The organism is Clostridia bacterium (assembly GCA_034926675.1).
Classification (GTDB): Bacteria; Bacillota; DTU025; order DTU025; family DTU025; genus JAYFQW01.
Genome location: JAYFQW010000076.1, coordinates 42,564 through 57,552 on the forward strand (window position 1 = coordinate 42,564; position 14,989 = coordinate 57,552).

13 protein-coding genes are annotated in these 14,989 nt (G+C 58.5%); 4 read left to right on the forward strand and 9 right to left on the reverse strand.

The features are described from left to right. Positions 1-245: 245 nt before the first annotated feature. A complete protein-coding gene (locus VB144_14665; GenBank protein ID MEA4884871.1) occupies positions 246-1,193 on the forward strand; it encodes a sugar-binding domain-containing protein in 948 nt (315 codons plus the stop codon). Positions 1,194-1,249: 56 nt separating this feature from the next. Further along, a complete protein-coding gene (locus tag VB144_14670; GenBank protein MEA4884872.1) occupies positions 1,250-1,519 on the forward strand; it encodes a hypothetical protein in 270 nt (89 codons plus the stop codon). Here the strand turns inward: VB144_14670 and VB144_14675 are convergent. The 6 genes from VB144_14675 to VB144_14700 form a co-directional block, all read right to left on the reverse strand. Further along, the gene (locus tag VB144_14675; GenBank protein MEA4884873.1) at positions 1,493-3,454 is read right to left on the reverse strand and encodes a cellulase family glycosylhydrolase; all 1,962 of its coding nucleotides are present in this window, start codon (positions 3,452-3,454) and stop codon (positions 1,493-1,495) included. The genes VB144_14670 and VB144_14675 overlap by 27 nt on opposite strands. Positions 3,455-3,501: 47 nt before the next feature. Next, positions 3,502-4,350, reverse strand: a complete 849-nt coding sequence (locus VB144_14680; GenBank protein MEA4884874.1) for a carbohydrate ABC transporter permease — start codon at positions 4,348-4,350, stop codon at positions 3,502-3,504. A 15-nt stretch (positions 4,351-4,365) separates the two neighbouring features. Continuing rightward, positions 4,366-5,268, reverse strand: coding sequence for a sugar ABC transporter permease (locus VB144_14685; GenBank protein ID MEA4884875.1), 903 nt, complete (start codon positions 5,266-5,268; stop codon positions 4,366-4,368). A 59-nt stretch (positions 5,269-5,327) separates the two neighbouring features. Then, positions 5,328-6,596: an extracellular solute-binding protein gene (locus VB144_14690; protein MEA4884876.1), complete on the reverse strand. Its 1,269-nt coding sequence runs from the start codon at positions 6,594-6,596 to the stop codon at positions 5,328-5,330. Positions 6,597-6,603: 7 nt separating this feature from the next. Then, on the reverse strand, positions 6,604-10,233 hold the full coding sequence (locus tag VB144_14695; protein MEA4884877.1) for a DUF5060 domain-containing protein: 3,630 nt from the start codon (positions 10,231-10,233) through the stop codon (positions 6,604-6,606). Positions 10,234-10,340: 107 nt separating this feature from the next. After that, on the reverse strand, positions 10,341-11,366 hold the full coding sequence (locus tag VB144_14700; GenBank protein MEA4884878.1) for a LacI family DNA-binding transcriptional regulator: 1,026 nt from the start codon (positions 11,364-11,366) through the stop codon (positions 10,341-10,343). 340 nt (positions 11,367-11,706) lie between these two features. On the opposite strand from VB144_14700, the gene VB144_14705 reads away from it, so the two are divergent. Further along, on the forward strand, positions 11,707-12,366 hold the full coding sequence (locus VB144_14705) for an alpha/beta hydrolase-fold protein (protein MEA4884879.1): 660 nt from the start codon (positions 11,707-11,709) through the stop codon (positions 12,364-12,366). 134 nt (positions 12,367-12,500) lie between these two features. After that, positions 12,501-13,148 carry a lysoplasmalogenase gene (locus tag VB144_14710; protein ID MEA4884880.1) on the forward strand — a complete coding sequence of 216 codons (648 nt, stop codon included), beginning with the start codon at positions 12,501-12,503 and terminating at the stop codon, positions 13,146-13,148. Between the two features lie 117 nt (positions 13,149-13,265). Here VB144_14710 and VB144_14715 read toward each other — a convergent pair whose 3' ends face one another. The 3 genes from VB144_14715 to VB144_14725 are packed head-to-tail and all read right to left on the reverse strand — an operon-like array spanning position 13,266 to position 14,850. Continuing rightward, positions 13,266-13,703: a TRAP transporter large permease subunit gene (locus VB144_14715; GenBank protein ID MEA4884881.1), complete on the reverse strand. Its 438-nt coding sequence runs from the start codon at positions 13,701-13,703 to the stop codon at positions 13,266-13,268. After that, the gene (gene dctP, locus VB144_14720) at positions 13,663-14,094 is read right to left on the reverse strand and encodes a TRAP transporter substrate-binding protein DctP (GenBank protein MEA4884882.1); all 432 of its coding nucleotides are present in this window, start codon (positions 14,092-14,094) and stop codon (positions 13,663-13,665) included. Before dctP ends, VB144_14715 begins: the two co-directional genes overlap by 41 nt. A 33-nt stretch (positions 14,095-14,127) precedes the next feature. Further along, the gene (locus VB144_14725) at positions 14,128-14,850 is read right to left on the reverse strand and encodes an aldolase/citrate lyase family protein (protein MEA4884883.1); all 723 of its coding nucleotides are present in this window, start codon (positions 14,848-14,850) and stop codon (positions 14,128-14,130) included. Positions 14,851-14,989 lie beyond the last annotated feature (139 nt).

Below are 14,989 nucleotides of genomic sequence, written 5' to 3' on the forward strand. Positions count from 1 at the left end.
GCCTGCAGCACGACTGAGTAGACACCCTGCCCTCCTCCGCATTTGCGCTAGCTGGCGCTCACCTCCCTCGACTTTTGCCTGATAATGCACTCTATTCCACACTGGTTTTGAAATTCCTTTCTGACATTTGTTCAAACCGCCGAAATCCCGTTGATCAGCAGGGAAGGAATTTCAATGACCATGTCTAATAGTCAATCCACGAACTGCTAAAGCGTTCGCATTGATTCACTGCAGGAGGGGCTTGAGTGTCAGACAATGACGGCGCGGCTGAACACGATCTCAGCATTCTCGTGTTGATAAGCGAGATGTACTATATTCACGGAAGGACGCAGAAGGATATCGCCGACGACCTCGGATTGTCTCGACCCGCTGTATCAAGGCTTCTGCAGACGGCTAGAGACCAGGGAATAGTCAACATATCCATCGTTGACCCTTCGAAACGGCTGAAAGAGCTTGAAGAGGAGCTCATGTTGGCCTTCGGCCTCAAGGGTTGCAGGCTCTGTCCATCAGGCGAAGACTGCGGAATCCTCAAGGCACGCCTTGGCTACCGCGGAGCGGAGCTGCTTCGCGCAAGCCTGCAACCGGGTGACGTAATAGGAGTCGGAGCCAGTTCCACTGTTTATGAGGTCATCAAGGCGCTCTCCGAAACAAGGGATTGCCCCTGCCTACGAGTTGTTCCACTGTCAGGCGGCAATCTTGGCATCGACGGCCAGCCTCAGATCAACCAGGTGGTGCACGTGGCGGCTCAGCGGCTGAATGCAGAGTTCAAATACCTCAATGCTCCCCTCTATATCGGTGAACCCAGCATCGCTGAGTCCTTGATGGAGGATGCATCCATCCGGCAGTGCACTAGCCTGTGGGACCAGCTTGGATGCGCCTTGATTGGCGTCGGCAATGGCAACATTGCCGACATCCATGATCCTTACTTCATGGCGGCCCTTGAAGCAGTTGGGCACTCGCGTGTGGCAGCTGCAGTCTGCGGGTGGTTTCTTGATGCAGATGGCCACGGAATCAAGGGCAAGAGCACCACATCGGTAAGTCCTGATCAGCTGAAGAAGGCGCGCAACGTGTTTGCCATCGCAGGTGGAAAGGCCAAGGCGAGGGCGATCCTATCAGTTCTGCGAAGCGAGTTTGTAACACACCTCGTCACCGATGAAGACGTGGCTCGAGCGGTCTTGTTCATGAAATCGTAGCCTACGATGAGTTCTACACCAAGCACCATCGGGCGGCATATGAGTATCTGGGTGGCTTGCTTGCCAGGCTGGGCGAAGCCTATCAGGTTCTCTCCTCTGCGCCCCACTACTCGCTCGAGGCTGCACGGCAGGAGATGGGGTGGATGCAGGCTTTGCTCCCCGCAGTGTGCGAGCTGGAAGAGAAAGGCCTGAGGCACATGTGGGAGGCTGAGTACGGCGGCAGTTCGTCAATGGCGGCGAGGTCCTTTCCACCTGCAGCCTCTGACCCAGGCTATCCCGTCATAGGCGCCGTTCAGAGCCTATCGCGCTCTCACTCTCACCACTAGAACGCTCTTCTCACCGAGCGCCACCTTCAGCCCGGCTCCCGCCCTGATCGTGCCGAGCCGCTCCCCGGTCAAGTAGTTGTCGGCCTCCCAATCTCCGCCCCTGTTGTCTCTGGGCGCGATTTCTCCTTCCACAGGCTGCCAGAGGTGATTAACCGCCCAGACCAGGCGGCAGTCAGGGTCGTACGTGCTCAGCACGGACGTCTCGACGCCAGTTCCATACTTGGGTTTGCCGGGCCGAAACTCCCACCCCCCGGCCAGCCCCGCCTCGCGGAAGAGAGCCCGGTATATCGTCGCGCATTCCGCGCGGTTCGGGGAGTCCACCGAGGCGGCAAGGTAGTATTCGATGGGGTAGGTGCAGAAGTACACTGTTCCCTTCCCGAGCGCATTTTTCAGCAGAACCGGCCATCCGCCCTGGTCGCGAGCTATCACCCGCGCCGAAGTGGGCTCCACCGGGCAGTATGCCTGGCCGGTCCATGATCCCTCAGGGTCCAGCACACAACTGGCGCCGGGGCGGATATCGCCGAAGCCTTCTTCGAATTCCACTTCCACCGGGCGGGGCGGACTATCCACGAGTCCGTATGTCAGCCGGTGTCGGCAGCCGAAGAGCCTCTCGAAACCGAAGGCCCACATCCCGACATGCACTGGAACTGCTCCTGCGAAGTAGGAGCAGTAGAACGTGCCTCCTGCCCGGACATACTCCTCTATCTGTTTCCAGTAAGACGCTGTGAGCTTCTGCGTGCTCGGGGCCATAACGAGGCGCTTCTCACCCGGGCGGAGCGGATCAGCGTCTTCCCTAATGAAATTGGTCCGGACCCCCGCACACCTTGTCAACACATGCGCCTCGAGCATGATCGCCCTCATGGCATCTCGGTCTTGCCAAGAGAACGGGTAGTCAACGTGGTAGTATGACGGCACGATGATGTCTGCCTCAGGATCGCACACCCTCCCCCGGTCCGCCTCGACCCGCCGGACCAGGCCGGCGAACTCCCCAAGCTCGAGGCCTGCCGGCTTTGCAGTCCCGTCTGTGCGGGTGACCCCGAAGGATAGCTCGAATGGGTGATGCGAATATGGCGCCTGCTCGGGAAGGTCGAAATCGGAGTAACACCAGCCCAAGGCCCCGGACGCCCCGGCCAGCAAGGTGGAGTGAAGGCATGTCCGGTAGTACGCAGCTGCGTTGTCGTCGCTGGCATGATCACTCGAGCATCCGAACTCCTCGAGGATGCATGGCTTCCCATACCGTCTGACCGCAGCCACGAGGGAAGATGCGGTGAAAGAGTGCCTGAGCGCGTCCCTTTCCACTGGATAGGTGTGAGGCCCGAGAAAGTCAACAACCGGCGCGATCTCGTCAAGCGAGAACCCACTCTCCCGGCCCGACACCTCCGGACCCCAGGCGCCGTCGCCGGCGCCCACGGGATGAACGGGGTCGACCTTGCGTATGGCCTCCGCGAGCCTGCTGGCCCATGCCGCCACGTCTGCCCTCTCGCCCGGCCCGCCGTAAAGGGGCATCTCGTTTGAGAGAATCCAGCCGCGCAGGGCCGGGTGATTTCCGTAACGACTGGCAACACGTGTGCAGAGCAGTTCGAAGGCGCCCACTACCTCCGGATCAGAGTAGAGGCTCCGGCCTCCACGCCATGGAACGTCCCAATTCTCCCCGGACATGTGGCCCACTATCAGAGTGGGTATGGCGCCGATCCCAGTCTCTTTGCATATGTCGAGGAACTCCCCGAGGCGCTCCATCATGACCTCGTTCACCTCGACCGGAGAAGGCAAGAAGTCGGGAGTGAAAAGGAAGAACCTCACCACGTTGAGGCCCATTTCAGCCATCTGCCTGACTTCGCCCCGGATGAGGCCGGGGCGCCAGTCCCTCCACATGAACGGCCCTGAGTGCCTGGGCCAGTAATTCAGGCCCACCAGGTATTCCGCATTCTCTGCCACTCTACCACCTCGTCGCACTGCTGATCTTCCTGTGCCCTGACTTCAGTTTAGCCCTTGATGCCTGTGAGCGCGATGCCCTTTATCACCTGCTTCTGGAACAGAAGGAATATCACCACAAGCGGAGCAGTGGCTATCACGGACGCGGCCATCAGCCGCCCGAAGTACCACCCGTACTGCCCGTTGAGCACGGCGAGCACCAGCGGGAGAGTTCTCCGCTCGTTCGACTGTATCACGATGAGAGGCCAGGTGAAGCTGTTCCAGCTGCCCATGAAGGTCATGATGCCCAGCGTGGCGAGGCCCGGGCCGGAGAGCGGCATCACTACCCGCATGAAGATGCCGAACTCCCCGCACCCGTCTATCCGCGCCGCGTCGAGCAGGTCATCGGGTATCGTCAACATGAACTGGCGCATCATGAACGTTCCGAACACGCCCCAGAGCCCGGGTATTGTGAGAGCTTTGAGCGAATCTATCCATCCCAGATACTTGTAGAGTATGAACCCTGGAACCAGCGTCACCTGGGACGGAACCATAAGAGAAGCTAGAAAGGCCCCGAAGATGAAGTCTCGCCCTGGGAACTTCCTCTTGGCAAAGGCGTAGGCTGCAAGGGAGCAGAAGAACAGCTGGCCGATGGTTACGAAGCACGCAACAACCAGGGAGTTCATGAAGTATCTGCCGAAGGAGATCATGCTGAAAAGCTCAGTGTAGTTCAACAGAGTGGGGTGTACCGCGTAGAATTTGGGCGGAAATGCCATCACCTCAGCCTTGGGCTTGAAGGAGGTAATCACCATGTAGTAGAGGGGAATGAGCTCCAGTATGGCCCCAACTACCAGGATAGCGTAGAACCATCGCTTCGCCTGCCTGCTCGAGGTCCTGGCTATGTCGGTCTCGCCGGCCATGAGCACCGTCTCCCCTCAGTAGATGTCGTGCGGCTTGAGTATCTTGAGGTTGATCACCGTCATCACCATGATGATGAGGAACAAGATCCAAGCTATAGCGCATGCATAGCCCATGTTGAACTGGTTGATCCCCTGGTAGTACACGTACATGACCACCGTGAGCGCGGAATGGAGCACTCCGCCGAGGGCGTTTGAGCCGCTGAATATGTATGCGGATTCAAAGGTCTGAAACGCCCCGATCACAGATGTGACCACCACGAAGAGGAGCGTGGGCGTGAGGAGCGGGAGGGTTATGCCAAAGAACCTCTGGCTGGCCGACGCTCCATCGAGCTCAGCGGCTTCGTAGAGGTCCGACGGTATCGCCTGAAGCCCGGCCAGAAAGAGTATCATGTTCCACCCGAGCCCGCCCCAGATTCCCATAGTCATCAGTGACGGCTTAACAAGCCTTGGATCGCCGATCCAGTTGTATGGTCCGAGCCTCGCGAAGTGCAACAGGTAGTTCAGAAGCCCGTACTCCTGCGGGGAGAGGAGCCATGTCCACATCACCGACATGGCCACTGCAGAACACACCCCGGGCAGGAAGTACACCGCTTTGAAGAACTGCTTGAATCTGTCGGTGTTGTCGATGGCCACAGCTAGCAGCAAGGAGAGGGCTATCCCGATGGGAAGCCCCATCATCAGGAACACCGTGTTCCCAAGAGCAGTCCAGAAAAGCTCGTCGTGAACGAGTTCCACGTAGTTCCCGAGCCCCACCCACTCAGGAGTGGAGAGGAAGTCGTACCTTGCGAAGCTCAGAACCAGAGAGGCTATGAGTGGGCCTATCAGGAACACTACGAAATACACGATTGGAAGGGCCACGAAGAGGTATGAGTACCCGTGGTCGCGCAAGACCCTCCTCCTGTGCATGCGGCTCACCATCCTCTCACCTCCAGCAGGCAGCTACTCAGCCACTGCCGCCGCCTACGCCCCTACTGTATCTACCGCATCTCCTTGATCTTCCGGTTCATCGTGGCCGTCAGCGAGGCCAGGGTCTCGACCGGGTCGGCCCCGTTCACGATTATCTTCTGAATGGCCTCGTCGATGTATCTCTGCGCCGCCCTGAACGACAGCACAGTCACGTCCGGGCCTCGCGAATCCTTGAGCTGTCGGTATAGCGCGTCCTTCAAGGACGGGTCGGGCAGCTCTATCTCTTCCCAGGCCTTAAGATTAGACGGCAGCAGGAGCGAGTCTTTGAGCATGGCTTTGTAGTAGGCCACCTGAGCTTCGGGGCTCATAAGATACTTGATGAGTTTCCAGGCGGCCTCAGGGTTCTTAGTCTTCTTGAACATGGCGATCTGCTCTCCGCCGAGGAACGTCGTTCTCCTTCCAGATGGGCCAGCGGGCATCATGGCTATGCTCCACTTCCCTTTCATCTCGGGGAAGCCCTGGTCGAGATAGCCTGCCACCCACAGGCCGGAGATTCCTATCGGAATCTTGCCGCTCGTGAGGCCCTTTTCCATCTCAGGCCAGCCACCCTTATCCACGCCGTACTTGAGCCATAGATCGCCATATTGCTTCATGGCGGTCAGGGCCTCAGGCGTGTCGAGCGTGGCCACGGCGCCGTCCTTGCTGTAGAAATCGCCGCCTGCCTGCCAGAGAAACGGCGCGAACGACATCCAGCCCATGTTGCCCCACTGCACCGTTACGCCCTTCATGCCCTTGGCCTGCATTTTCTCGACGCACGAGTTGAACTCGGCCCAGGTGTCGGGGAACTGGGTGTAGCCCAGGCTCTTCAATATGTCTTTGCGGTAGTACATCACCATGAAAGTCCCGTCGGCCGTAGGAAGGCTGTATGCAGCTCCCCTGAACCTCGGGATACCCTGCTGCACGAGGTCGCGCGTGGCCTCTTCGAAGTCAGGGAAAGAGGTGAGGTCATACACAATCCCTTTGCGGCCGTACTCGATCCAGTTTCCCGAGGTGGCTATGTCGGGCGGGTTCGCACTTACCGCAGCCGTGAGCATCTTGGTTTCTGCGTCATTCCATGGAACCGTTCGGATCACGAGGTGGATCCCGTTCGCCTCGCACCACTTGGCCGTCACGGCCTTCCAGGCCTCGGCCTTCTCCTCGGCGTCCACCTTAAGCCAGGTGATAGTAGTTTTCGGTGCAGCCGCAGCCGGAGCCGTGGCCGAAGCTTCTGTCGCAATCGGGGCAAGGAGAAGCGTGAGAACTGCCAGGGCCGCCGCAAACCAAAGCGCCCGCTTCGTCATACCCAAATCACTCCTTGATAAGCTTAATTGCGATATCGCCGTGAATCGGCACAAGAACTACTCGGACCTCTCCCGAACTCGACCCTACACAATCCGTACCCACAATCTCACCTGTGAGAGTGTTCCAGAATTCAACCTTGTACGCCCCTGGCGCCATGCCCGAAAGCACCAGTATGCCACCTTTCACAGTGGGGAATTCCACAGCTAATCCGGCGCCTTTCTCCGCACCAGTCAATTGCCCGACCGTAGCCTGCGTAGTGCTCCCCTCCGAAGTGCTAGCCTGCGAGCCGCTCTGCTCCTGCCCTACCTTTTCCCAGAGAGCATCCTGGAGCAGGCGGTTGTATCCGTCATAGGTGTATGCCTTCGACGACACCCGAATCAGGCTCCGGCCTGGGGAGGTGATGCCGTGCGCCTCGAGCTGGTCCGTGCCGAGCACCTCAATGCGGCTCTGGGTGAACTCTTCAGTGTTCAGCGGTTCGCCCGCTACGAACCTGGCCAGGCCTGCATACTGGGGGTACAAGTCGTTCGGCTCTACGTAACTATCCCACCACCAGAGCATGCCAGTTCCGGCAGATCCCGACGTAAGGCCAGCCCAGAGCCCATCATGGAGGTGGATCCCGCTGGGGTCTATGGGCTCCTTGCTTGGAACGCCGAATTCTGCGAAGAGCACGGGCTTGCCGTACTCACTCAGTTTATCGACTGTGCCACCGAAAAAGGCGCCCCACGCAGTGTTGGAGTAATCGTGGACCTGGCAGTACGAGATCTCAGGCATATCCCACACCGATCCTCCCGAAGCGCCGGCCCCGGCGTACGACAGGCTGATGAGATGGGAATATGGATCGACCGACCTCATGTACGCGGTCATCTCTTTGACCCACGGCTTGAGCAGCGCGTCATTGGAAAGACCGTCGGTGAGGTCTACTTCGTTCCACCACTCCCAGGAGAAGAGATGAGTGGAGTAGCCCCACCTTGCGGCGATGTACCGCACCTTCTGCTCAAAGAGCCTAATTGACTCCGGATCAGTGAGGAAATCCACAGGCTGAGCGAGAGGCCCGCCATTCTTGGCGTTGTATGGGTTGCATGCCCACTCAGAGTCAACTCTCGTTCCGAACTGCCCATGGCTTATGAGGCATAGCATCAGGTAGATGCCCTTCTCCTCTGCGAGTTCAAACACGTGATCGAGCTGGTACGCCCTGTCTTGCCGGGCGTCGTAGTTGCCAAGGCGAGTATTCTGCCATTCCGGGGCGAAGCCCCATGATGCAAGCCAGATCCGGGCATAGTTGGCCCCGTTCCCCGACATCTCGCGGAACCACTTGTCGTAGGCCGCGGTCCCCCGCGCATCATACCAGGCCACGTTCTGCCCTATCAGGAAGGCTGGCGAGCCGTTGTCGAACTCGAACATGCGTGGGTTGGCGCAAGACACCCGAACGAACCCCGGATCCCAGGTATCGTTCGCCATGAACGGCATCACGTCGCTCTCCACCTGCCCCGTGCGGTCTTTCGCCCGCACAGCGCACTGCCATATTCCTACCTCGGTGGGAGTGAACCTCACCTTCCACACCGGCTGGCCGGCCTTGGTCAGGAACTCGCGCCCAGCCGATACCTTGCGTTCGAAGTCCTGATAGTAGAAGCCGGGCGCCTCTATCACTGTACCCGACGGAGATGTAAAGACCCCGATCACCTCGATTTGCCTGGGGTCATAGGGGTTATCGAAATTCGCGTCTATCTTCGCAGTGACCTCGAACTTGTGGCAGGCCTCCACGATCAGGCTGGCATCCAGGTTGTTAGCCACGGATTTGATCTCCAACTTCACATCAGCCTTCTTTGCAGGCGCGAGCTTGCTCAGCCTGACGTTGTCGATGAACAGCGAACCCGAGACGGCCCCAGACATGAAGAATTTGAACACCAGCCTGTGGACGTCCGTGGCGTCGGGAAGGTCCACTTCATTTCTCCAGCCGCTTGCGGAGTTTTTCCATGTCTTGGCCGTTATGTCAAACGTGATATCGCGGTTCCACCCCGGCGCGATGGCCACTGCAGGAGTCTCGTTCCAGCTCCAACTGGAGCCTGTGCACGCCGCCATGCTAAGCTGCATGGGAGCGCCTGTGGGATTGAAGATGTCTACCTTGAGAGTGGTCACTTCACTCCAGTTGGACCAGCTTGACAGGTCCTCAGTGATGAACGTGGCGGCTCCCTGTTTGGGCAGGGCGAAGACGGCCTCGAGCGAATGGCTGCCTTCCGAGGCGTTTTCGGCAGAGATGCGGGCCTCTTTCGACTGATCCCCATCGCCCCATGATGCGCCGACCGCCTTCCACTTGAGGCTCTTCTCGAAGCTTTCTGAGTACAGAAGCGCCTCCTCCATGGGGCCTCGCTTGCCCGCCCCACTCTCTTCCGGCCCCGGTCCGGCCTCAGGCAGAGGCAGCGTTCGGGCCCTGTCTACGAAGACCGATCCACCGTTTGAGTCTGCGGGGAACACCATTATCACCAGGCGCTTGATCTCACCCGCATCGACGAGTGTTGCAGTGTTCTGCCATCCCGACGCGGCTGATTTGAACTTGGGCGCAGTGAGGTCGAACGACACTGCCGTATTCCAACCCGGAGCTGCTGGCACAGGCGCCGACTCTTGCCAGGTCCATGCCGACCCCGTGCAAAGCGCGATCGAGACCCCGACAGGCTTCTCCCCCGGGTTGAAGAGGTCAATCCGCAGCTCGCCTGCGCCAGAGAGGTTGATGTCACGATTAACGTATGCGATTCCCCGGCCTTCTCTTGCGCCCCACGCTATCTCGAGAGAATGGCCGCCCTCGGTGAAGTTCTCCGTCGCCACGGCCACCCTTTCAGTGGCGTTGCCTTCCCACGACGCCTCGGCCGCGACCCACGCCGCTGCACCCTCGAACCCGTCCAACAGAGTCGACCCGTCGACCATTGGGCCAGCGGGCACATCGGTGTTCTCATTGAAGCCCACGGTGACGAAGGTCATGGCGAAGATGTGCACGTCGGGCATTTCGGGCAGGCTCACTTGCACGAGTTCCCTGTTCGAGTCCACGTGGAAACTGACCCTGAACAAGCACGGGGCTGGGGAGTTGTCTTTGTCGTTGATCCCATCATGCCTGTGGTCCATCCTGATCACAGCAGCCTCGCCCTGCTGCGATTCGCGGCACCAGTCGGTGATCCCCACCTTAACTGCCTCTGTGGACCCATCCGAGTACCCGAGAACGATCTCAGGCATGAAGCTGCCATTAGACGCAGCCGCCAGCAGGCAGCATGCCTTATACGTCCCAGTTGGCACTCGAATCTCCTGGCCCATGGCCGACACCATGTTGAGAGCATCGCTAGCCTTATCCGGGAACCTGAAAACCACGTTCCCGTAGGTCACAGTCGACCCTGAAGCCGGCAGAAGCTCGGCGGCGAATGTGCCCTTCCACCCGTCGAAATCGCCGTTGGATCTTTCGCGGTTCGAGGAGATCCCATCGCCGTTGAAGCAGGCAGCCAAATCCACCATCACCTGGGATTGCGCCTCGGCAGCAGCGAAGGCAGGCGCTCCGCCGATAGCGATCGCCAAACCCATCACCAGCATCCCAATGACGATAGCCGTCGTGACAGTTACAGATGCCTGTGAAGCTGACACCTTATTGGCTTTCAATTCTGTCACCTCCAACCTTGATCCCTGCAGGGATCTATCATGCCGGTGCACAGTCTGCCCTCCCCCACCCGCGCCTTGGCTCGGCCCCGGCGTGGGGCAACAGCAACTCACCTCCCATCGTTACAGCCACAGCTTCTCCGCAGTACCAACGACGTGTCGAGAATCTCGGATCTCTTTTGCGGCTCTTCCCCGGAGATAAGCGACAGCAACATCCTGGTAGCGTGTGTCCCAAGCTCATATACGGGTTGATGCACTGTGGAAATGGGCGGGTCGGTCTGCCCGGCGAGGCTGGCATCGTCGAAGCCCATCACGGCTACGTCCTCCGGCGCCCGAAGACCTGCGTCACGCAGCGCCATGATCGCGCCCATAGCCATCAGATCACTCGCCGCAAACACCGCCCTCACTGCTCTGCCGTTCGCAAGGAGAGCCTGCATGGCGGTGTATCCACCTCTGTGGGTGTAGTCGCCCTGCGCGACAAGGCCCTCGCTGTAGTCGATAGATGCCTCCTTGAGCGCCCGACGGTATCCCTGCAGCCTATCTACTGAGTTCGCATATGCTGGAGGCCCGGCGATCATCCCGATTCTGTCGTACCCGTGACCGATGAGATGACGAGTGATTTCGTAGCCGCCCGCTGTGTTATCAATATCCACACTGAAGACATCGAGCCCCGCGCGCGGCCTGCCAACGAGCACAAACGGAAACCTTACCTTGCTGAGTTCGCTCACGTATGCGTCGTCAAGACGAGAGCAGATGAGCAGAAGACCGTCGGCCCTCTTTCCTTTGAACATCTTCGAGTAGGCTGACTCTGTTTCGGCCTCGGTGGTGGCCGTGGAAAGGAGTATCACATGGCCGCTCGGGGCCAGGGTATCGCCGATGCCCCTCAGAAGCTCCGAGAAGTACGGATCGGAGAAAATGTAACTCGCAGTGTGCGGTATCACGATCCCGATGGCATCGGTCCGTTGCGTCGCGAGAGCCTGGGCAAGCACATTCGGCTCGTAGCCCAGCTCGGCGATGACCTTCAGGACGTTATCTCGAGTGTCGACCCCCACCCTGTTGGTGCCGTTGAGAACGTATGATACGGTGGCCGGCGAGACCCCGGCCGCTGCCGCGACATCCTTGATGGTTACTGACATATCTTCAACACCTTCTTCAACTCTCAGACCAGGCCGATCTACGAAGGCTTGCTTAATCGATTCAGCATCGCACGCAGCACCCCGACTTCTCCAGAGCCATGAGACACGCGTTGCCTTCCCTCAAGCACTGTGGTCCATTGTTTTGATTCGCCTACCAACGGGAAACTCCTCTCTTCGCAGGCAGCAGCTTAATCGGATAAGCATCCCAGGCCGAGACCGCCATCTGAATGTTTCCGTGCACACTACATCCGGGCAGCGGCAGGAGGGGTCGCTGCCCGGATGCCGAATATCCTTGCCAACATCGTCGACCCGATCCGCGATCAGAGGGAGGCTTGTATATATGACCCAGAGCGCGATGAGGCTCGAAAAAGAGATCGTTCGGAAGATCAGCCTCGACTGCCTTCTCTATGTTCCACAGAGCTACGACCGGGCAAAGGCCTGGCCTCTCGTGGTTTTCCTGCATGGCTCTGGGGAAAAGGGCAACGACCTCGATCTTGTGAAGGTGCACGGCATCCCGAGAGTCGCCGAGCATGACCCGGACCTGCCTTTCCTCGCGGTTTCACCGCAATGCCCGCATAACTCCTGCTGGGATGCGCTTCTGACCGAGCTGTATGAGCTTGTCTGCACCGTAAAGGGTGAGTACAGCGTAGATGCAAATCGGGTGTATCTCACGGGCCTGAGCATGGGAGGCCACGGCACATGGCTGTTCGCCCTGGAGCACCCACGTGAGTTCGCCGCCATCGTGCCCATCTGCGGCTGGCTCGACAATCTGGAGGATGTGTGCAAACTCAAAGGCATTCCGACATGGGCCTTTCATGGCGCCATGGACCCAGTAGTTCCCTTGCGCGAGTCCGAGCGAGTAGTCGACGCATTGAAAGGCTGCGGCGGCGATGTGAGATTCACTGTTCTCCCCAAGGCAGAACATGATTCCTGGACCGCAGCGTATGATGACCCTGCCCTTTACAGCTGGATGCTCGCCCAGACTCGAGTGAGCCGCTGAATTCCGGCGGCCTGGCAGGAATATGCGGCCCGATATGCAATTAGTAGGTTTACCGACACGGAGGGCAGTTTTTATCGCCCGCATTGAATGAGCTGGTGTCGTATTTCGCGACTACATAGGGGGTCATATCAAAAATGGCCAACGTAGTTCTTGGGGTCTTCGGGGGAATTCTGGCGATCCAGCTCTTTGCGGCAGCGGCGGAAAGCACCAGAGCGCGGCAGATCACGAAGCCCCTTCTGATGCCGCTTCTCCTTCTGTTCTACTGGCTCCGGGCCGCCGAGCCCGCCGCTCTGGTCATGCTTGCGCTCGTCTTCAGCACCATGGGCGACGTCCTCCTGCTCCGGCCCAACAAGCAGGGTACGTTCATCGCCGGCCTGCTCTCCTTTCTAGCGGCCCATGTTCTGTACATCGTCGTATTCGCAAGCAACATCGCGCGCGCGGATGGGCTTCCGGTGTGGTTCTACATCATAATCGTTCCCTACATGCTCTACTGCATAGGGCTCTTTCTGGCGCTCAGGCCGCATCTGGGCCCGATGAAGGCGCCTTTCGTCCTGTATTGCCTGATAATTTCGGCCATGAGCCTCATCAGTCTACTTCGCGTTCCCAGCTTCTCAGGTGCAGGTTTCTACCTGCCATTCATCGGATCGCTGCTCTTCATGGCCTCCGATTCCATACTGGCAATCGACACCTTCAGGTCAAAGATCCCTTACGGCAACATGTACATCATGGCCACCTACGTTGCAGCCCAGGTCCTGATCATAACCGGCATGATCATGTCGTAGACGTATCAGGGCGCCTGTGTAAGAGCGCAAATGGACCTAGCTATGCTCGCCCGACCTGCACAAAGGGAGGCCGCCGATGCTCCGGCAGCCTCCCACAGATTCTCGTGTCGTCTGACCTCAGTGCATGAACAGTCTTGGCAGCAACAGCACAGTATCTGGCGCCATTAGGATGACCACTAGTGCGACAATCATCACTGCGCACACCCACAGAATGTCGGGGAATGTGTCTTCAATGGATATGCCGAGTATCTTCGTGGATGTGAACAGGCTGACTGCCAGCGGAGGCGTTGCACCGCCTATTGCCAGGTTAAGCATGAGCGCGACGCCGAAGTGAACCAGATCAATGCCAAAGTGCTGGAGCACTGGCACAATGATCGGCGTCATTATCAGAACCACCGCAATCGTCTCCATGAAGGTTCCAAGCACCAACATCAAGAGGTTGATCAGAAGCAGGATCACGATGCGGTTCGTAGTTATCGAAAGGAGCGCGGAAGTCATGGCATCCGGTATGTGCTCAAAGGCCATAATCCAGCTGAACGTTGCGGCTGTTGCCACAATCGTATGCTGCATACGCCTGCTCTCTGGAACTCCAGAGGAAGGGCAGCTCTTCTATGGCGGTCACAGGCGCCATGCCCTGGAACAGCGACACTCCATATAGCAGTGCGAAATCGAGAGCCCCCATCTTGATCTGGTCGATTTCGTCCTTCTCTCCTCCAAGGGCGCCGCCGCTGATGATGGATATCTGTATGCGGCCGTCTGTTTCTTTCTTTACAGCTTCGGCGAACTGTGTCAGAGCCAGGTGGCACGGGTGGCTGGACGCAAGAACGTGGGCAAGGTTCAGCTTCTCGACGCGAGGGGCGGCCTCGCCTAACCCAGAGCTAACAGCGATCAGGATTATACATGCCATCATTGGTACGATTCTTCTTGTTAGTCCTGCGTTTTTCACTGCAATGGCCTCCTTGAAGTGTAGATGCCTGTACTACTTGAATTCGCCTGCGGCTTCAGCAGCGAGTTTCATAGCGCTTGCAAGGAACATCTTGTCTCCGCCCACGATCGCGACTGATGAACCCATTCCGGTCCACTTCTTAAGCTGGGCCTTTATGTCAGACGGCTGCAGCTCAAAAACCACGCCTGCCAGCGCTACACCGTTCTTGCTAGCAAGCCGGCACATAGACGCGAGCTTCTCCTCCACCAGGGGATGATGAACCTGTCCTCCAACTCCCAGTGACACGGAAAGGTCAAAGGGCCCCAGTATGACCATGTCGACACCGGGAACCGTTATGATCTTCTCGAAGTTCGCCACGCCTTCAGTGCCTTCTACGAGCAGACACACCATGTTGTTCTCGTTAGAGTCCTTGGCGTGCGCGGCCCAATCCCATGCGGTATGACCCGCTGCACGAACGTACGGACATGCTCCGCGGTCTCCCTCAGGAGGGTATTTCGAGGCGCGAACTGCCATTTCAGCATCTTCCCTAGTTGACACGCCAGGAACAACGATGCCCCTCGCTCCCATGTCCAGCGATTTCATAATCAGCGTGGGGTTCTTCTCCGACACCCTGATGAATGGGACTATGCCCGTTGCGTCAGCAGCGCGGACGAGATTCTCAGCTATGTCGAGCCCGAAATAGCCATGCTCAGTATCCATGATGACGAAATCGAACCCCGCCTTGCCAGCCATCTCCACAGCTTCTGCACTGGCCATCTATAGTGGACCCGGGAATTTGGACACTGCAGCGAGGAGAAATAAGATAGACTGTGGCCATGAGGAAGAGCTATACACCATCGTTCAAGGCTGAAGTCGTAATTGCGCTTCTCAGGGAGGACAAGCCCCTATCCAGGAT